Below are 17,747 nucleotides of genomic sequence, written 5' to 3'. Positions count from 1 at the left end.
GCCCCGACCAGCTCGCCGAGAAGATGGAGAACCTCGACGAGCACCTCGCCGAGCAGCGCGCCGAGACCCTGCGCGCCGGTCTCGCCGACTACGAGCTGGACGACGAGGACGCCGCGCTCCTCGCGGGCGTCTCGCTGGGCGAGGACGGCATCGAGTTCCTGCCCGCGCTGCCGGTCGTCGCGATCGTCGGACGGCCGAACGTCGGCAAGTCGGCGCTCGTGAACCGCATCCTCGGGCGTCGTGAGGCCGTGGTGGAGGACACCCCCGGCGTCACGCGCGACCGCGTCACCTACAAGGCCGAATGGAACGACCGTCGCTTCACGCTCGTCGACACCGGCGGCTGGGAGCCCGACGCCCGCGGCATCGACCGCTCGGTCGCGGCGCAGGCGGAGGTCGCGATCGACCTCTCCGACGTGGTGCTGTTCGTGGTCGACGCGATGGTCGGCGCCACCTCGACCGACGAGCACGTGGTCAAGCTGCTGCGCAAGAGCGGCAAGCCCGTGTTCCTGGTCGCGAACAAGATCGACGACGCCCGGCAGGAGCCGGAGGCCGCCGCGCTGTGGAACCTCGGTCTCGGTGAGCCCCACCCGGTCTCGGCCATCCACGGCCGCGGCGTGGCGGATCTCCTGGATGCCGTGCTGAAGAAGCTTCCCGAGATCTCGGCGGTCGCGAAGCAGGAGATCGGCGGGCCGCGACGTGTCGCGATCCTCGGTCGCCCCAACGTGGGCAAGTCCTCGCTGCTGAACAAGGCCGCGGGGGAGGAGCGCGTCGTCGTGAACGACCTGGCGGGCACCACGCGCGACCCGGTCGACGAGGTCGTGGAGCTCGGCGGCAAGATGTGGCGTCTGGTCGACACGGCCGGTATCCGTCGCCGCGTGCACATGGCGCAGGGCGCGGACTTCTACGCCTCGCTGCGCACGTCGGCCGCACTGGAGAAGGCCGAGGTCGCCGTTGTGGTCCTCGACGTGTCGGAGACGATCAGCGAGCAGGACGTGCGGATCATCGACCTCGTGCTGGAGTCGGGCCGTGCGCTCGTCCTCGCGTTCAACAAGTGGGACCGTCTGAACGACGACGACCTGGAGAACGCCGACCGCCGCCGGTACCTCGAGCGCGAGATCGAGCAGGACCTCGCGCACGTGGCGTGGGCTCCGCGGGTGAACATCTCCGCGAAGACCGGGCGACACCTCGACAAGCTGGTGCCCGCGCTGGAGACGGCGCTCGAGAACTGGGACCGCCGCATCCCGACCGGCAAGTTCAACGCCTTCCTCGCCGAGCTCGTGGCGGAGCACCCGCACCCCCTGCGCGGGGGCAAGCAGCCGCGCATCCTGTTCGGCACGCAGGCCTCGACGCGTCCGCCGACGTTCGTGCTGTTCACGACCGGGTTCCTCGACCCGGGCTACCGCCGGTTCATCCAGCGGCGCCTGCGCGAGCTCTACCCGTTCGAGGGGACGCCGATCGTCATCAACATGCGCGTGCGGGAGCGCCGCCAGCGCTGACGCGTTCCGGCGTGTGTCGCCGGGTGGCGCCGCGATGCCGATGCTGTGAAAAGCTGAGGGGGTGACAGTCGTACCCCCCGCTCCCGGCGAACCGCGTCGCCCCGAAGGACCGCGCAACCCCGGCGACGCCTGGGTGGTCGCAGACACGGGGGAGCGCTACTGGGGGCGGTTCGGCGCGGCCGGTCTGCTCGCGGTCGACGCGACGCGCGGGATCCTGCTGCAGCACCGCGTGTCGTGGAGCCACTTCGGCGGCACGTGGGGGTTGCCCGGCGGTGCGCTGCACGAGGGCGAGTCGGCGATCGTCGGGGCGATCCGGGAGGCGCAGGAGGAGGCGGGCGTGCCGGACGGCGCCGTGCGTCCGCGCTTCACGAGCGTCCTCGACCTCGGCATCTGGTCGTACACGACGGTGGTCGCCGATGTGCGCAGTCCGTTCGACCCGGTGATCAGCGATCCGGAGAGCGTGGCGCTGGAGTGGGTCCCGGTCGACCGCGTGGACGAGCTGCCGCTGCACCCCGGGTTCGGGGCGGCGTGGCCGATGCTGCGTGCTCAGCTCGATGTGTTCCCGGCCGTGGTGGTCGACGGGGCGAACGTGGTCGGGTCGGTGCCCGACGGCTGGTGGAAGGACCGAGCCGGTGCGGCCGCGCGCTTGCGTGACCGGCTGGCCGGGCTGGCGGTGCCCGCGGACGATCTGGGGCTCGCCGGAGACGACTGGTACCCGGAGGTGGCGCTCGTAGTCGAGGGTCGTGCCCGCGACATCGGGACCGAGGCCGCGGAGACCGGTGCTGCCGAGGCCGGAGTCGCGGAGCCGGCGCTGGCGGTCGTGCGGGCCGATGCCGCGGGCGATGACGCGATCGTGGCCGAGGTCGAGCGTCGGGTCGCGGGGGCGCAGCGGGTGCTGGCGGTCACGAGCGACCGGGAGCTGCAGGCGCGGGTCGAGGCCGCGGGCGCGCAGGTGCGGTCGAGCGGGTGGCTGCGGAGGCTGCTGGACGCCTGACGCGAGCGGACGGGTCCGTCGGGCGGATGCCGCGGGGTCAGTCGGGCGGGGTGTCGCGGCCGCGGAGGCGGTCGATCTCGCGGCGCTCGCGTTTGGTCGGGCGGCCGGCGCCGCGGTCGCGCAGGCCGAGCGCGGCCTGCGGTTCACGTTCGGGTGTGCGGTCTTCGTAGGCGAGGGCGGCGAGTGGGGCGCCGACGCGTTTGACGAGCAGCTGCCGGACGATGAGGATGCGGTCGAACCCCGAGATGCGGATGCGCAGCTCGTCGCCGATGCGGACCGTCTGGGCGGCCTTGGCCTTGTCGCCGTTCACGCGCACATGCCCCGCACGGCATGCGGTGGTCGCGGCCGACCGGGTCTTGTACACGCGGACGGCCCACAGCCAGCTGTCGACGCGGACGCTGTCAGCCATCACGAGGCCTTCCGTGCGAGGACGACCAGGGTGCCCGCGATGAGGAGCCCCTGTCCGAGCGTGTAGGTCGCCATCACGGCGGGGCTGCTCCAGGCCGGGAGAGCATCGGGGAGGAAGAGCCGGAACGCGAGGATCGTGTCGCTGGCGAGGAAGAACGCGCCGCCCACCGCGACGAGGGGGTGGCAGCGGGCGGCCATCGCGGCCGTGCCGCCCAGCAGCAGCCCGTAGGCGGCGACGGCGATCAGCAGGGGGCCGGTGTGCGGGCCGAGCGTGAGGATCATCGCGACCCACCACGCCGCGTACACCAGCGTCCACCAGGGCAGCCGACGCCGGGCGAGGTGCCGCGCGAACAGCACGATGTACGCCACGTGCGCGAGGCCGAAGAACCCGAGCATGAGCGGAAGCTCGGGGGCGGCGGGGAACAGCGCCCCCGCGCCGTCGCCCAGCCAGGAGAACAGCAGCGCCGCGAGCACGAGCACGAGGGCGGAGCGCGGCCGGAGGCGTGGGGCGGCCACGAGCACCGGTACCGCGAGCAGCGGCATGAGCAGCAGCTTGGTCGCAGCGGCCAGGTCGTGGTCGAGCGCGAGCAGCACGACGTGCAGCAGCGACACCGCGACGTACGGCGCGAATGCCCACACGATCGGGCGGGAGAGGGTGCGGCGGCGCATCCCCTCATCGTATGGCCGCGGCGGTATATCCGGGGGAGCGGGGGTGTGCCGCGGGGTGGCGGGGGTCATGCGTCGGTGCGGGAGGACAGGTCGAGCGTCACGAGCACCCGTCCGGGCTTCATGACCGTCTGCTCCGTGAAGCCTGCGCCGAGGAAGGTGTTCAGCGTGCCGTGGAACAGGTCGTTCGCGCGCTGCTTCTCGCCGCGGGTGTCGACCGGGTAGCCCTCGACCAGACGCGCTCCGGAGGCCGCGGCGTAGTCGACCGCCGCCCGCAGCAGCGCCGCGTTGAGTCCGGTGCCCCGGTGCTCGCGGCGCACCACGAAGCACGTCACCGCCCACACGGACGGGTCGTCGAACGGCTCGGCGGACGACGCGGCGATGATGCGCGTGCGAGGGATGCGGGCCTGGGCGGTGCGCGGTCCGATACGGATCCAGCCCGCGGCCTCGCCGTCGACGTAGGCCACGAGCCCGGGCGGCGGACCCTCGTCGATCTCGGCCCGGAACATGTCGGTGCGCTGCGACGTGGTCGTCGTGTTCCAGTCCTTGTTGCTCAGCATCGGCCAGATGCACTGGCAGCTCGCCCCGTCGCCCCCGCCCGTGAGAGCCTGCTGCACATCGTCCCAGCGGTCGGACGTGGCGAGTTCGGTGGTGATCGTCGGCATGACCGCGACGGTACGCGGTGGGTCCGACACCCCGCAACGCCCCGGTTCGCGAGAGGGCCTCGGGTACGGCTAAGATAGGGGAGTTGCCTGCGCGAGAGTGCAGAACAACGGGCTGTGGCGCAGCTTGGTAGCGCACTTGACTGGGGGTCAAGGGGTCGCAGGTTCAAATCCTGTCAGCCCGACAGAACAGAAAAGCCCCGGTGAGAGCATCCTTCTCACCGGGGCTTCGTCGTCTTCGCACGCGATCGCTGCGAGCTCTTCGTGCGCGGTGGCTCGGGCGTTGTGCTCGTGTTCGCGCTGTCAGCTCTTGCGACGATTGCTCATCGTCTGGATGCCCCAGGCGATGAGCCCGCCGACGGCGCCGATCACCGTTCCGACGATCAGCCCGCTGGGGATGGCCGCGATGCGTGGGATCAGGCGCGCCCCGGCACCGTCACCGAGGGACGGCGGAGTGCCGCGATAAGCGAAGTCCCAGAGGAGTTGGTGCGTGATGACGAGCATCACCCCGAAGATCACCCCGATGACCAGCACCGTCAGGAACGGCTTGGGGACGCGCGCTACGACAGCGACGACGATCCACAGCACGACCGGGCCTATCGCGAGCACCCACGTGATCGGGCTGCCCTCGTCGATCACATGCAGGTCGTGGAGGATGACCCTGATGAGGGCGACGGCCGCGAGTCCGACGAGTGCCAGAGCCGACAGCCCGAGAGGGTTTCGTCGTGCGGTGGGAGAAGGAGGAGGTGGGTTCTCGGAGATCATGCGCCAACGGTAGGGGCGGGTGCCGCGGCGGATGGTCCGTACGGGGGCGACAATCGTGGTCGCATCAGGACGACGTCCGGCGCGACGGACGGTTCCTCCGTCGCCGGCGACGGGCCCTCTGGATCGACTCGGCGACCAGGCCGCTGAGCGCGCCGAACCCAGCGGATCGCCCGATCTCGATGGTGGCGGCGACGAGATTCAGGCCGATGCCGTGGTCGGGCCAGTCGCCGATGGCCACGGTGGTCGCCCCGAGGAGGAGGGCGAAGAGAACCCCGGACAGAGTGAGCGTCAGAACCGGTCGCGGAACATGGCCGAAGCCGGCACCCAGGACCCAGATGACGAAGGTGGCGAGGAAGGCGACCATCACGGTCGTCACCCCGCCGACGACCGCTTCGAGACCGATCAGTCGCAGGAGCGGCCACAGAAGCCCCAGGACGCCGAAGCCCATCACGGCCGGCCAGCTCAGTCGGGGACGTGGGCCGGGGATCTCTGGTGGCTGCGACGGCGTCGGTGACTCGCTCATCCTGTCAAAGTAGGCAACGGGCCCCTGGGGTCGCGTGCGCTCTGGATCAGTTGTGCTGTCGCTCTCGGACGACCGGGTCCTGCTCCTCCTGTCGCGCATCGCGACGGCTACCACCTCGAGCGGCGCGGGGGATGCGGGTCACCGTGCGAGGACAGCGGGGTCGTCACGGGGCGATCCGAGAAGTCGATCGAGGCGAGCATTCGGCGACATCACCGTCGCGCCACCGTGGGGTGATGACCGCTCGACGACGAGGACTGCACCGATGAGACATCGCGAACCGTACCTTCACCTTCGTTCTCTCGACCGCGCCGATGTGGCGGAGGTCGCGGCGCTGCTCGGGCGTGGAATGGCCGACAGCCCGCTCCACGTCGCGGTGTATGGCGGCGATGAAGCGAGGCGGACTCGTCGCCATGAGTCGCTGATGAGTGTGCTCCTCTCCGGTTCGCCCTCGATGCGGGTCGTCGGCGTCGAGCAGGGTGGGTCGCTGATCGGTGTCGCCGCGGCGGTACCCCCGGCGCGCTGCCGGCCCCCGGCGAAGACCCGGCTGCGGCTCCTCTCGCGTGCGCTGACCTTCGGCCCAGGCGCCGCTGCGCGCCTGCTGGCCTGGAACCGGGCATGGACAGCGCGGGACATCTCAGAACCGCACGTGCATCTCGGGCCGGTGTCGGTCGATTGGCACCTGCGCGGGCGGGGGATCGGCACTCTCCTGATGCTCAGACACACGAGCCATCTCGACTCCATAGGCGTGCCCGGCTACGCCGAAACGGATCGCCCGGAGGTAGTCGGCTTCTACCGGAGGCACGGATACGCGGTCATCGGAGAGGCAGATGTTCTCGGCGTTCCGAACTGGTTCCTGCGGCGCCCGCCTCGATGAGAGCTCACGACGTGACGAGCCCGGAACGGTGAGCGATCACCACGAGCTCTGGACGGTCACGCGCACCCACCTTCGCGAGGATCCGACTGACGTAGGTGCGCGCGGTCGCCGGGCTGAGGTGCAGGATGGCAGCGATCTCGTCGTTCGTATCGCCGTGTCCGATCCGCGCAAGGACCTCGATCTCCCGGGCGCTGAGGACGGCGAGTCGGGGATCCGGGGTCGCGGCGGCCCGACCGGACGCGACCATGCCCATCAGTCGTTCGACGATCGCCGGTGAAAGCAGTCTTTCTCCCTGGCCGGCCCGCGTCACGGCGTCACGCAGGTCATCCCGCGGCGTGTTCTTCAAGAGGTAGCCGACCGCCCCTGCACGGATGGCCTGAACGACGTCCGTGTCGTCGTCGAACGTCGTCAGGACGACGACACTGGTGTCGTGCAGCCGGTGGTCCGCGCGGATCACGCTCGTCGCCTCGATGCCGTCCATCACAGGCATCCGGAGGTCCATGAGGACGACATCTGGTCGGTACTTTCGGACCGCCTCCACGCCGCTCCTGCCGTCGGTGGCCTCGGCGACCACCCGGATGCTGCCATCCCGCGAGAGCAGCGTCCGCAGGCCGGCGCGGACGAGGTCCTGGTCATCGACGAGGACGACGGAGGTCATGCCCTCACCGCCAGGGGAAACGAGGCGTACACCGCGAAGCCGGCGTCGCGTGGACCTGCGGAGAACGTGCCGCCGAGCAGGTGAACGCGCTCTCGCATCCCCTCCAGCCCTCGCCCGGGCCGGACCGAGTCGTCGGACGGCTCCGTGGTGCGCGGCCTGCCGTCGTTGACGATGCTGACGGCGACAGCATCGTCCGCCTGCCTTATGTCGACGTCGACGCGCGCCGCGTCGGCATGTCGCACGACGTTGGTGATGGACTCCTGCACGATCCGGAACACGGCGGCTTCGACGGTCGACGGCAGCGCGGCGGAGATGGAGACACTCGCGCGCACCGTCAAGCCGGCCTGCGTCGCCGGGAGGATCGCTGACTCGAGGTCGTCGATTCCGAGCGGGGGGCGCGTCGCGCCCTCCTCCCTCCGCAGGTTCGCGACAGTACGGCGCAGATCCTCGAACGTCACCGAAGCGGTGCTCGCGATGATCGCCAGCGCCTCACGCGCCGCCGCGCTGTCCTCGTCAGAGGCAGTACCGGGGTCCAGCGCTTCCTCCGCGATCTGCGCATGCAGAGTCACCACCGTCAGCGCGTGCCCCATCGAGTCGTGGAGTTCACGTGCGATCGAGAGCCGTTCGGACATCGCGCGTTTCTCTGCCTCCCGGGCGTACCGTTCGACGGTCAGGGCCGCGATCTGAGAGGACTTCTGGCGGAGCTCCCGCCGGGATCTCACGTTGTCTCCCAGGGCGATCGCCGCTGCGAGTAGGAGAGCGTGTCCAGGCAGTTCGTAACCCACGACCACGGCGGGGTCCTGTCCGATGGCGAGCCTGTACGCCACCGAGATGACCAGGACGGTCACGGACGTGGCGATCGATGCCCCTGTGCGACCGTATTCGGCGGCCGAGAACACCGCGGCCGCGAGAGGCACCGCGATCCCGATCGCCGGGTAACCGGACGCGTAGTAGGCGACGACCCCTGCCGCGGAGAGTACGACGACGACGACAGGGTGGCGTCGCCGGGCCAGCATCAGTGCACCGAGGCCGACCGCCCACAGATAGGCCCACCCGTCCGGTTCTGCCCCGTCGATATCCGCGGCGATGAAGAGCGACACGACGAGAGTCACGCCGATGCCGAGGAGGCCGTCGAGCACCCAGGGAGCAGGACGCGAACCTGCCTCCGCCGCGGGCGCGTTGTCGGTCATGCTGTCATGGTAGGTCGGTCCGTGCTGGTGTGTGAGTCGTTGGAAAGCGACATCTCGGCGACCGCGGGAGTGCGAGTCCGGTGCGGAGAACCTCGGTGTCGCCCGGAAGCGACTCGACTTGTCGACGGGGGAGGGACGGCTTCCTCTGCACGGATTCCTAGCTTTACTGGCATGACCAGGATCGCCCGTGGGGCCGAGCATGTCGCACGACGCTCTGCATCGAGCCGGGGACGGCTCCTCGGTCCGGCGATCCTCTTCGGCGCTCTGCTCCTGACCGCTGCCGTGACGTTCACCGCCTGCGTGTTCGACTCGGGGTTCGGCCAGGACACGTCCGTCTTCACGCCGACGAAGCCACCCGCGTTCGAGACTCCGCTACCGATCCCCCCGCTGGCGGAGTCGGAGGTCGTCGACGGTGTTCGAGTGTTCTCGCTCACCGCCCAGGAGGGTCAGATGCAGTTCCTGGAGGGGATGACCACCCCGACCTGGGGTTTCGACGGCGACTACCTAGGCCCCACACTCCGGGCGCATCGTGGGGAGAAGGTGGCCGTCGAGGTCACCAACGCGCTCCCGGAGACCACGACGGTCCACTGGCATGGCATGCATCTGCCGGCTGCCATGGATGGCGGGCCGCACCAGCCGATCGAATCCGGCGGGCGCTGGCGGCCCGAGTGGCGGGTCGACCAGCCCGCCGCCACGCTGTGGTACCACCCGCACCCGCACGGCGAAACCGAAGAGCACGTCCTCCGCGGGCTTTCGGGCATGTTCATCCTCGACGATGAGCACAGCCAGAGCTTCGGGCTGCCCACGGAATACGGAGTCGATGACGTTCCGCTCATCGTGCAGGACAAGAAGTTCCGTTCCGACGGCGAGTTCCAGTTCGACTCTCAGGGCAATGAGGTCGGCCTTCTGGGGAATGTCCTGCTGACCAACGGAGCATGGGGCGCGGTCCTCGACGTCTCCACCGAGCTCGTCCGATTGCGGATCCTCAACGGGTCGAGCGCGCGCACCTACGACTTCGCGTTCGACGACCAGCGCGACTTCTCGCTGATCGCCACGGACGGCGGGCTGCTCGAGGCGCCGCACATCACCGATCATGTGCGTCTGTCGCCCGGCGAGCGTGCTGAGATCGTGGTGGCGATCGCCCCGGGGACGGAGACGATGCTGCGCTCGCTGCCGCCTGATCTCGGTGATGTCGCCGTGCCCGGTGCGTACGGAGGGTTGGACGAGTTCGACGTCCTCCTCCTGCGTGCTGCTGATCAGCTCCGGGCGTCCCCGCCACTGGCGGAGCGGTTCGGCGACATCTCCCGCTTCACCGCGGTCGACGCCGACAACGCGCGCATCTTCGACGTGCAGAACCGCGAGATCAACGGCCGCCGCATGGACATGAATCGTATCGACGAGGTCATGCAGGTCGACTCGACCGAGCTGTGGGAGGTCACCAATCGAGACCTGTTCCCGCACAACTGGCATGTTCACGACGTGCAGTTCCAGGTCCTCGACATCGACGGGGAGACGCCGGGGCCAGAACTCTCGGGATGGAAGGACACCATCTATCTGGAACCTCGTCGCGTCTACCGGATCATGATGCGATTCGAGGACTACGTCGATGACGAGAACCCGTACATGATCCACTGTCACCTTCTCCTTCACGAGGACGAGGGGCTGATGTCGCAGTTCGTGGTCAGCCGAGATGAAGCCAGCCGCAATGCGGGACCCGTCGATCCCAACGGAGGACACGGACATTGAGCACCCAGGAAGCCAGTGATGACCCGTCGGAGAGGGAGGCGGTGGTCTCACCGGGATGGCGGGACGGACGCACGGAGGGCGGGCCGAGGCGTGTGGCGATGTCTCGCCGCGCCCTCCTGGGCTCAGCGCTGGCAACCGCAGGCGGGGCGGCCGCGATGGGGTTCGCGACCGGGCGTCTCACGCTGCCGAACGCGGAGACTGCACGCCTCTCCGCAGATCCCGGGGCCGCGACGACGATCTCGCCGTTCGGTGCACACCAGGCGGGAGTCGCCACCGCGCAGCAGCAGTATGTCACTCTTGTCGCGGCCGATCTGGCCGTGACGGACGCGGTGTCGCTTCGCCGCTTCTTGGCGGACGTCTCGCGCACGATCGTCGCCATCGTGCGGGGTGAGGACACGCCGCCCTCGTCGATGTATCCCGACGGCGCGGTGACCCCCACCGACTTCGCGACCGGGCTGTCTCCTGTGGGTCTGACGGTCACGGTGGGCGTCGGCCCTGGCGTCTTCGCCCTGCCCGGGGTCGCCGGCGAAGCGCCCCGACGGCTGCGGCCACTTCCCGAGTTCACCGGCGATCACCTCGACCCGCGCTGGGGAGGGGGTGACCTGCTGTTTCAGATCTGCGCCGACGATCCACAGGTCGTCAGTGCCGCGACGCGAGCTGTGCGCGCCCGAATGCCCGGATCTGCGGTCATCCGCTGGACCCAGTCCGGATTCCTCAGTTCCCCGCACGACGGCGGCACTCCGCGGAACATGTTCGGTCACAAGGACGGAACGTCCAATCCCCGCATCGGAACCCGAGAGTTCGCGGACGTCGTCTGGGCGCTTCCCGACGAGCCATCGTGGTTCCGCGGGGGTACCTACCTCGTGTTCCGAAAGATCCGGATGCTGACGGCGAGCTGGGACCTCACAGCGCGCGACGAGCAGGATGCGGTGATCGGGCGCCGCCGCGGGGATGGCGCTCCGCTGACGGGGAAGGGCGAGTTCGACGCCCCCGACCTGGACGCCGTGGGGGCAGACGGCACCCCGGTGATCGCAGCGGACGGGCACATCCGCCGCGCTCATGGCTTTCCGATGCTGCGCCGCAGCTACACCTATGACTACGGATTCCTCACGGCGATGGCCGGCGGCAGCCCGGATCCGCTCAAGCATCCCGAGGACCATCCTCATGCTCCGGGAACGAAGGACCACCATCATGGCGGGCACGGAAAGCTCGACGTCGGGCTACTGTTCTGCGCCTACGGCAACGACCCCGATCGTCAGTTCATCGCCGCGCAGACGCGTCTCGCCGAGAACGATCGGCTCAACCGGTTCATCCAGCACACAGGCAGCGCGATCTTCGCCGTCCTGCCCGGGTTCGGCGAAGACGGATACGTTGGCGACACGCTGGTATGACGTCGTCACCCGCTCCCGACCGAGGATCTGAGGAACGAGATGAAAGAGGAGATCGTCACGACATCCGCGGTGACCCCGTCGGATCGCGCCCACCTCGCCGAGTTGGGGCGGCGATCGCGACTGTGGTCGCCCGGCGACGAGCCGACGCTCGTGACTCGGGGAGCCGAGAATACGACGTTCGCTGTCGGGGACTACATCGTCCGACGTTCCGCGGACCTCGAAGCCGTCGATCGCGAGGTCGAGCTGCTCACGACGCTCGCCCGTGCGACGTCGGTGCCGACGCCGACACCGGAGTTGCATGAAGCAGAGCGCGGGACGTTCGCCTACCGACGGCTTCGAGGTACTCCGTTGATCCATCGGCGCGAACGGGACTCGAAGAACGTGCAACGGGCCCTCATAGACGTGTTGTCCGCGTTCCGGGAGGCTCTTCCGGTCACGCGGCTGCCCGTCGATCGGTACCCGAATGAAGAGTGGCACCGGGACGCTGTGCAGACCTACCGGTCCGTGCGGAGTCACCTGAGCGCCGAGCAGGCTCGTCTCGTGCGCGCCTTCCTGGATGAGTCGCCGCCGCCCACACGATCGCTCATCATCGCTCAGCACAATGATCTGGGAGCTGAGCACATCCTCGTCGACGACCGGGGGCACGTGACCGGCGTCATCGACTGGACTGATGCGGCGCTGACGGACCCGGCACGCGACATCGGGTCGATCTACCGAGACCTGGGGCCCGACGCGGCGGTCTGCGTCGGAGAGGCCCTGGACGGCCCTCCGAGTGACGACGAACTCCGTCGTATCCGCTTCCACGCCCGCTGCCGATGGCTCGAGGATGTCGCCTTCGGCATCGGAGACCCGCTGAGGCGCCGGCCCTATCTCGACAATGCCTGGACCACCTTCGACCACACGTTCGCGGGCGGATCATGAGGGGCTCGGATCGACCGGCCGGCCCGTTCCGGCCGCGGCCGCGACCGAAGGAGTACACATGGAACCGCAGACTGTCCGCTTCGACACACGGATCGCGGTACTGATCCACGACGGCCTGATGCCCTGGCAGGAGCTCAACGTCACGGCGTTCCTGATCAGCGGCATCGCCACCAGCGCCCCGGGTCTGATCGGCGATATCTACGCGGACGCGGACGGAAACGAGTACCTCCCCATGCTCCGCCAACCCGTGCTCGTGTTCACGGCGGACTCGGAGCAGCTCGCACGAGCTCGCGAGCGAGCCGTCGAACGAGGCTTCGCGACGAGCATCTACACCCGTGACCTCTTCGCTACCGGAGACGATGCGTCCAACCGAAGAGCCGTGGCCGGGGTGTCCGCCGCAGATCTCGATCTGGTCGGTGTCGCGCTGCGCGGCCCCAAGAACACGATCGACCGCATTACCAAAGGTCTGGGCAGACACATCTAGCCGCCTGATCGAGGAAGCGAGAGATCCGAAGGGTGGTCGACGAAGCCGAGCGTGCGCCGGGTCAGGGGAGGAGCGAGTGCGCGCCCAGGGCGTGCCAGGTGCGGTCGTGGTAGACGAGGGCGCGCTCGGCGTCCCGGGCGATGTGCGCCTGCAGGCCGTGCGCGGCGATGACGGTCGAGCCGCCCGCCTCCATCCGGCTCACGACGGCGCAGCGCACCCAGGCGCGGGCTCCCGCGAACACGGGCTCCCCGGTGGCGAGCGGGGCCCAGGCGTTCGTATCGGCGAAGCGGTCGATGCCGCTGGTCGCCCCTAGGCGCGCGAGCTCGATGTCGTCCGCATCCAGGAGGTGCACCACGACCGTCGCGGCCGAGGTCAGGGTCTCCGCCGCCGACGACAGCGCCGACACCGAGAACACCAGCAGCGGAGGATCCACGCTCACCGACGACACCGACGACGCCGTGAGCGCCACGGGGCCGTCCGCCCCCTGCGCGGTGATCACGGCCACGCCTCCCGGGTGCCCGCGGAACACGGCCTTGAACGTGTCGGCGCCGACCGACAGCCGGTCCAGCACGTCGGAGGCGGCACGCTCGCGGGCGGGGGACGAGGACGAAGCGGCGGGGGCGGTCATGCCACGACGGTACGCACGGCCCCCGCGACCGCGCACGTGCACTGCAACACGGCGACATGCGCCGCCACATGCCGTCGCTCCGGCTCTCACACGGAAGACCGCTCCTCACATGGGCGTCTGCGTCGATCGTCCTCTCGGACCGTCCCTCGACCGCGGCACTCGCGTTCCGCTCGCTTCACCCGCCCCTGGTCAGTGCGCGAGCAGCGATTCCAGCGCCCGGCGGTGCGGGGCGAGCCAGGCGGACACGAGGCGGGTGCGGTCGTCGGCCTCGGCGGCCGGGAACGCGAGGCCGCGCACGGGCACCGTCGCCCCGAGCTCGACCAGCAGGGGGCGCAGCGTGTGCTCGACGGCGAGGGTGTGGGCGGGGGAGCCGATCGTGAGGACGGGCACCGCGACGACCCCGTCCAGCCCGCCCGTGTCGACCCGGTCGAGGAACGCCTTCAGCAGCCCGGTGTAGGCGGCCTTGTACGTGGGGCTCGCCACGACCACGACATCCGCCGTCGACACCTCTTCGACCAGGGCGTCGATCTCGGGGTCGGGCACGACGAAGACCCGGTCGGCATACGCCGCGAGCTCGATCGTGGGCAGCACCTCGGCGCCCACGAGCTCGGCGAGCTGCGCCGCGATCTCTTCCGCGACGCTCGTGGTGCGGGAGGACGGGTGGGGGTTTCCCACGAGGACCGCGATCGACGTCATGAGTCGATTTCAGCCCGGCGGGCCTGGCCCGGGCAAGCGCGGCGACGCGTAGCGTCACGAAACCCGAGGACGCGCCCAGGTCCCGGGCGCGGGTCAGCGGTCGCGGGCGTCGTCCGTCGTGAAGCCCTCGCGCGCCGCACGCTCCTCCAGCGTCTCCAGCTCCTGGAACAGGGTGATCTGCCACCCCGCTGGGCCCTGGATGCGCGCGTTGAGGCTCCGGAACGGCGTCTGCACGGGTGGCGCGATCACAGCGGCACCACCCTCCTCGGCGGCCGCGACGGCCTGGGCCGTGTCGTCGACCTCCAGGGCGATGCGCAGCGCTCCGGGCGTGTGCGGTGCGCCCTCCACCTCGTCGATGTTCGCGGCGTGCGTCGGCGTCGCGAGCTCGATGGTGGCGATGCCTGCGTGCAGGATCGCCACGCGGTCGTCGCCGTCGGTCGCGTAGGCGAGCTGCTCGGGCATGCCCAGCACGTCGCGGTAGAACCGGAGGGCGGTGTCGAAATCGTCGGTCTCGATGATCAGCCGCAGCTGCGTCGGGGTGGGGGCGGGAGTGGTCGCTGTCATGCCCTCATCCTGCCCCCGTCCGCGCGCGCCGTCACGGGTTCCGACGCCGCCGGAACCTACCCGCTGTGGTCGGCCCGCTCAACCCCCTCGGCACCGGGAACTCCGGGCGGCACACTGGGCGGACCGATCGAAGGAGGAGACATGGCATCGACACCCGACGACGTCGGCGGTCAGCCGCTGCGCGACGGCGACGCGACCACTGAGGCAGACCCGCGGGACGATCCGGCGCAGGCGGAATGGGAGCGCACGGAGGCCCTCGACGACGGCGCCTCCGCCGACGAGCTCGACACGGCGACCGCGACCGGGCGCGACCCGGACGAGATCCCCGATCCCGACGACGAGGTCCCCGCGGGCGACCTGCCCGGCTCCGGCCCGCAGCCGGAGAGCCAGGGCGAGGACCCGGTGCTCGCCGACCTCGGCGACGAGGGACAGGGCGACCTGGGCCCCGGTGACGTGTGATGGCCGTCACCGCCGTGGTCACGCGGTCGAAGAACGGCCAGTGGGTGAACGAGGCCGAGGGTGCCCCCGAGCTCTCGCGCAGCTACGCCAGCCGGGACGAGGCGATCGAGGAGGGGGAGGCGCTGGCGTCGGAGCACGGCGTGCGCCACACGGTCGAGATCAGCGAACCGACCGGCACGATCGTCGACCAGGACGACAGCGTCTGAGCCCTCAGCGCAGGCGGCCGAGGTCCTCGCGGTCCCGCGGCTCCTCGCCGTCCTGCGGCTGCTGGAGGTGCCCGCACTCCGGGCACCTCCAGCCGCCGGGCACCGCGAGCATCACCACGTCGTCCTCGGGACAGTGCGGTGCCGTGCGCTCGGCGTTCGTCATCGTCTCAGGGTAGAACCGCCGGCCCGCGGCGGATAGCGACCTTCGTCCGGGATCACCCGAGCAGGATGAGTTCCCGCGTGCTCCGGGTCATCGCGACGTAGCGGTCCACCGCGCCGGTCAGGTCCTCGCCGAACCGCTCGGGGTACACCAGCACCACGAGGTCGAACTCCAGTCCCTTGGCCGAGGTCGGCGTGAGCGAGCGCACGCGGGCGGTCGGGGCGAACGAGGAGTCCCCGATCACGCAGGCCACACCGTCGGGGTTCGCCGCGAGCCAGTCGTCGAGCACGGCGGGCAGCTCGGCCACGGCACCGGTCCGCACCGGGATGCCGCTCTCGCGCACCGAGGTCGGGACGTTCGCGTCGGGCAGCGCCGCGAGGATTCCGGGGGCCGCGACCGCCATCACCTCCGCGGGGGTGCGGTAGTTCACCCCGAGGTGGGCCACGCTCACCTCCCGCACGCCGACCCGGGCGAGCCGCTGCTGCCAGGTCTCGGTGAAGCCGTGTCTCGCCTGGGCGCGATCGCCGACGATCGTGATGCTGCGCGAGGGGCACCGGGCGAGCAGCATCCGCCACTGCGCATCCGTGAGCTCCTGCGCCTCGTCGACCACGATGTGCCCGAACGGCCCGGCGAGCTCGTCCGGCGGCAGCATGGGCGGTGCGTCCACGCCGACGAGCACGTTGCGGGCGTCCTGGCCACGCAGGATCGACATCACCTTCATCTCGCTGTCGTCGTCCTCGATCAGGTGGTCGACCACGTGCGACATCTGCTCCTGCGCCGAGGCGATCACGGCGTCGCGGCGGTGGGCGGCTCGCACGGCCTCCGGGTCGCCGATGCGCCGGTGTGCCGCGTCGAGCAGCGGGAGGTCGGCGTCGGTCCAGGCATCCGGACGGTCGCGCTGCAGCAGCGTCACCTCGTCGGGGGTCAGCGCGGGGGCGCACGCCCGCAGGAACTCGGGGGAGCTCCACAGCCGAGCCACCACCTCGCCCGGTGTCAGCAGGGGCCACGCGCGCACGAACGTGCCGGTCAGCTCGTCGTCCTGTCGCAGCCACCGTCGCACCGCGTGGGGCGGCACCTCGTCGTCGTCGACCTGTTCCACCAGCAGTTCCAGCAGCTCTTCCCACACCTCGTCGCGCGCCTCGTTGTGGGTCGCGGCGGGGTCGGCGCCCGCGAACACCTCCGCCCACTCCTCGCGGCTGAGCCACAGGTCGGCCCACGGGGAGTCGAGGCGGGTCGCGTGGCCGGGCGGCCGCTCGAACGCGGTGGCCGCGGCGGCGAGCACGGCCTCGGGGTCGAGCGCGGCCTTGAGCGCGGCGATCCTCTGGTCGGCTTCGGGCGGGGCCGTCGCGCCTTCCGGGGTGAGGTCGCGGAGGGTGCACAGCCGCACGGTGTCCTCGCCGAGGCTCGGCAGCACGTCTTCCACGTAGGCGAGGTAGTGCGGGTTCGGGCCCACCAGCAGCATCCCGCCCGCGCTCGCGGTGAGGTGCGGTTCGGCGTAGAGCAGGTGGGCCGCGCGGTGCAGTGCCACCACGGTCTTGCCGGTGCCCGGACCGCCGTCCACCACGAGGGCGCCGCGGGACGGGGTGCGGATGATCGCGTCCTGGTCGGCCTGGATGGTCGCCAGCACGTCGCGCATGCGGGCGGTGCGGTGCGTGCCGAGGCTCGCGATGAACGCGGACTGGTCGTCGAGGGAGGCCGCGCCGTCGAAGCCGTCGGCGGTCAGGGCCTCGTCCCAGTAGTCGCTGATGCGGCCGTCCGTCCACCGGTATCGGCGGCGGGAGATCAGACCACGGGGGTCCTCCAGTGTCGCGGCGAAGTAGGGCTCGGCGGCGGGCGCACGCCAGTCGATCAGCAGCCGGGTGCCGTCGGACGCGGCGAGCCCGGTGCGGCCGATGTAGACGGGCTCGCCGTCAGCGGGGGTCATGCGGCCGAGGCACACGTCGATGTCGAAGCGTTCGAGCACGCGCAGGCGCGACGACAGCCGCCGGATCTCGAGGTCGCGGTCCACGGCGGCGCCCCCGGAGCCGGCGCGCACGCGACGGACGTCGTCGAGCCGTCGGGCGACGTCGGCGCGCTGACCGTCGAGTTCGGCCGCGATGCGCTGGAGGTGTCGGCGATCGGCGTCGATGAGGGCGGGAGCGGTCTTGGCCTGTTTCTCGGGGGAGAGGTGGAAGGGGTCGATGGGCATGAATCTCCTTCGCGTTCCACGCGCCGGAGCGCGCGCAGACCGTCGATTCTGCCCGCGGGGTGGGGCCT

21 protein-coding genes and 1 tRNA gene are annotated in these 17,747 nt (G+C 70.6%); 10 read left to right on the top strand and 12 right to left on the bottom strand.

The annotated features are described in order from the left end of the window. Nucleotides 1-23 precede the first annotated feature (23 nt). Both der and KV394_RS16060 read left to right on the top strand, forming a co-directional pair. Complete coding sequence (der, locus tag KV394_RS16065) at nt 24-1,496, top strand: ribosome biogenesis GTPase Der (protein WP_206253550.1); 1,473 nt, start codon at nt 24-26, stop codon at nt 1,494-1,496. A 61-nt stretch (nt 1,497-1,557) separates the two neighbouring features. Further along, on the top strand, nt 1,558-2,490 hold the full coding sequence (locus tag KV394_RS16060; protein WP_247981888.1) for an NUDIX domain-containing protein: 933 nt from the start codon (nt 1,558-1,560) through the stop codon (nt 2,488-2,490). A 37-nt stretch (nt 2,491-2,527) separates the two neighbouring features. Here the strand turns inward: KV394_RS16060 and KV394_RS16055 are convergent, their stop codons facing one another. The 3 genes from KV394_RS16055 to KV394_RS16045 all read right to left on the bottom strand — a co-directional run bounded on the left by KV394_RS16055 (nt 2,528) and on the right by KV394_RS16045 (nt 4,229). Next, nucleotides 2,528-2,899: an RNA-binding S4 domain-containing protein gene (locus tag KV394_RS16055; protein ID WP_136045540.1), complete on the bottom strand. Its 372-nt coding sequence runs from the start codon at nt 2,897-2,899 to the stop codon at nt 2,528-2,530. After that, nucleotides 2,899-3,567 carry a lysoplasmalogenase family protein gene (locus tag KV394_RS16050; RefSeq protein WP_247981887.1) on the bottom strand — a complete coding sequence of 223 codons (669 nt, stop codon included), beginning with the start codon at nt 3,565-3,567 and terminating at the stop codon, nt 2,899-2,901. Before KV394_RS16050 ends, KV394_RS16055 begins: the two co-directional genes overlap by 1 nt. 65 nt (nt 3,568-3,632) lie before the next feature. After that, nucleotides 3,633-4,229 (bottom strand): GNAT family N-acetyltransferase, encoded by a 597-nt coding sequence (locus KV394_RS16045; protein WP_247981886.1) that lies wholly within the window; start codon nt 4,227-4,229, stop codon nt 3,633-3,635. Nucleotides 4,230-4,337: 108 nt separating this feature from the next. Here KV394_RS16045 and KV394_RS16040 point away from each other — a divergent pair. Then, nucleotides 4,338-4,411 (top strand) — tRNA-Pro (locus tag KV394_RS16040). Nucleotides 4,412-4,529: 118 nt separating this feature from the next. Here the strand turns inward: KV394_RS16040 and KV394_RS16035 are convergent. Next, nucleotides 4,530-4,991 carry a hypothetical protein gene (locus KV394_RS16035; RefSeq protein ID WP_247981885.1) on the bottom strand — a complete coding sequence of 154 codons (462 nt, stop codon included), beginning with the start codon at nt 4,989-4,991 and terminating at the stop codon, nt 4,530-4,532. A 64-nt stretch (nt 4,992-5,055) separates the two neighbouring features. Further along, the gene (locus KV394_RS16030; protein WP_247981884.1) at nt 5,056-5,514 is read right to left on the bottom strand and encodes a hypothetical protein; all 459 of its coding nucleotides are present in this window, start codon (nt 5,512-5,514) and stop codon (nt 5,056-5,058) included. A 262-nt stretch (nt 5,515-5,776) separates the two neighbouring features. On the opposite strand from KV394_RS16030, the gene KV394_RS16025 reads away from it, so the two are divergent. Beyond that, nucleotides 5,777-6,388 (top strand): GNAT family N-acetyltransferase, encoded by a 612-nt coding sequence (locus KV394_RS16025; RefSeq protein WP_247981883.1) that lies wholly within the window; start codon nt 5,777-5,779, stop codon nt 6,386-6,388. A gap of 4 nt (nt 6,389-6,392) precedes the next feature. On the opposite strand, the gene KV394_RS16020 is transcribed toward KV394_RS16025, so the two are convergent. Continuing rightward, nucleotides 6,393-7,046 (bottom strand): response regulator transcription factor, encoded by a 654-nt coding sequence (locus tag KV394_RS16020; protein WP_247981882.1) that lies wholly within the window; start codon nt 7,044-7,046, stop codon nt 6,393-6,395. After that, a complete protein-coding gene (locus KV394_RS16015) occupies nt 7,043-8,236 on the bottom strand; it encodes a sensor histidine kinase (protein WP_456085678.1) in 1,194 nt (397 codons plus the stop codon). Before KV394_RS16015 ends, KV394_RS16020 begins: the two co-directional genes overlap by 4 nt. A gap of 171 nt (nt 8,237-8,407) precedes the next feature. Between KV394_RS16015 and KV394_RS16010 the strand changes: the two genes are divergently transcribed. The 4 genes from KV394_RS16010 to KV394_RS15995 all read left to right on the top strand — a co-directional run bounded on the left by KV394_RS16010 (nt 8,408) and on the right by KV394_RS15995 (nt 12,778). Beyond that, nucleotides 8,408-9,982: a multicopper oxidase family protein gene (locus KV394_RS16010; RefSeq protein WP_282187162.1), complete on the top strand. Its 1,575-nt coding sequence runs from the start codon at nt 8,408-8,410 to the stop codon at nt 9,980-9,982. 155 nt (nt 9,983-10,137) lie between these two features. After that, nucleotides 10,138-11,373 carry a Dyp-type peroxidase gene (locus tag KV394_RS16005; protein ID WP_247981879.1) on the top strand — a complete coding sequence of 412 codons (1,236 nt, stop codon included), beginning with the start codon at nt 10,138-10,140 and terminating at the stop codon, nt 11,371-11,373. A 39-nt stretch (nt 11,374-11,412) separates the two neighbouring features. Next, nucleotides 11,413-12,294 carry a phosphotransferase family protein gene (locus tag KV394_RS16000; RefSeq protein WP_247981878.1) on the top strand — a complete coding sequence of 294 codons (882 nt, stop codon included), beginning with the start codon at nt 11,413-11,415 and terminating at the stop codon, nt 12,292-12,294. A 58-nt stretch (nt 12,295-12,352) separates the two neighbouring features. Then, nucleotides 12,353-12,778, top strand: a complete 426-nt coding sequence (locus KV394_RS15995) for a DUF2000 domain-containing protein (protein WP_247981877.1) — start codon at nt 12,353-12,355, stop codon at nt 12,776-12,778. Nucleotides 12,779-12,839: 61 nt separating this feature from the next. On the opposite strand, the gene KV394_RS15990 is transcribed toward KV394_RS15995, so the two are convergent. The 3 genes from KV394_RS15990 to KV394_RS15980 form a co-directional block, all read right to left on the bottom strand. Next, nucleotides 12,840-13,406, bottom strand: coding sequence for a flavin reductase family protein (locus KV394_RS15990; RefSeq protein WP_136031245.1), 567 nt, complete (start codon nt 13,404-13,406; stop codon nt 12,840-12,842). Between the two features lie 189 nt (nt 13,407-13,595). Next, entirely contained in the window at nt 13,596-14,102 is a 507-nt protein-coding gene (locus tag KV394_RS15985; protein WP_247981876.1) for an NADPH-dependent FMN reductase, read from the bottom strand. Nucleotides 14,103-14,195: 93 nt separating this feature from the next. After that, on the bottom strand, nt 14,196-14,666 hold the full coding sequence (locus KV394_RS15980; RefSeq protein ID WP_136031248.1) for a VOC family protein: 471 nt from the start codon (nt 14,664-14,666) through the stop codon (nt 14,196-14,198). Nucleotides 14,667-14,807: 141 nt separating this feature from the next. Here KV394_RS15980 and KV394_RS15975 point away from each other — a divergent pair, with 141 nt between their 5' ends. After that, complete coding sequence (locus KV394_RS15975; protein WP_247981875.1) at nt 14,808-15,125, top strand: sugar ABC transporter ATPase; 318 nt, start codon at nt 14,808-14,810, stop codon at nt 15,123-15,125. Continuing rightward, nucleotides 15,125-15,331, top strand: a complete 207-nt coding sequence (locus KV394_RS15970) for a DUF2188 domain-containing protein (RefSeq protein ID WP_136031250.1) — start codon at nt 15,125-15,127, stop codon at nt 15,329-15,331. Before KV394_RS15975 ends, KV394_RS15970 begins: the two co-directional genes overlap by 1 nt. Nucleotides 15,332-15,335: 4 nt before the next feature. Here KV394_RS15970 and KV394_RS15965 read toward each other — a convergent pair whose 3' ends face one another. Together KV394_RS15965 and helR are read right to left on the bottom strand one after the other, a co-directional pair. Further along, a complete protein-coding gene (locus tag KV394_RS15965) occupies nt 15,336-15,494 on the bottom strand; it encodes a hypothetical protein (protein WP_168387264.1) in 159 nt (52 codons plus the stop codon). Nucleotides 15,495-15,546: 52 nt separating this feature from the next. Next, entirely contained in the window at nt 15,547-17,679 is a 2,133-nt protein-coding gene (helR, locus tag KV394_RS15960) for an RNA polymerase recycling motor ATPase HelR (protein WP_247981874.1), read from the bottom strand. Nucleotides 17,680-17,747: the final 68 nt, after the last annotated feature.

This window comes from Microbacterium sufflavum (assembly GCF_023101165.1).
GTDB classification, from domain to species: Bacteria; Actinomycetota; Actinomycetes; order Actinomycetales; family Microbacteriaceae; genus Microbacterium; species Microbacterium sufflavum.
Note: the sequence above shows the minus strand (reverse complement) of the source record. Positions and strands in the feature narration are given on the sequence as shown.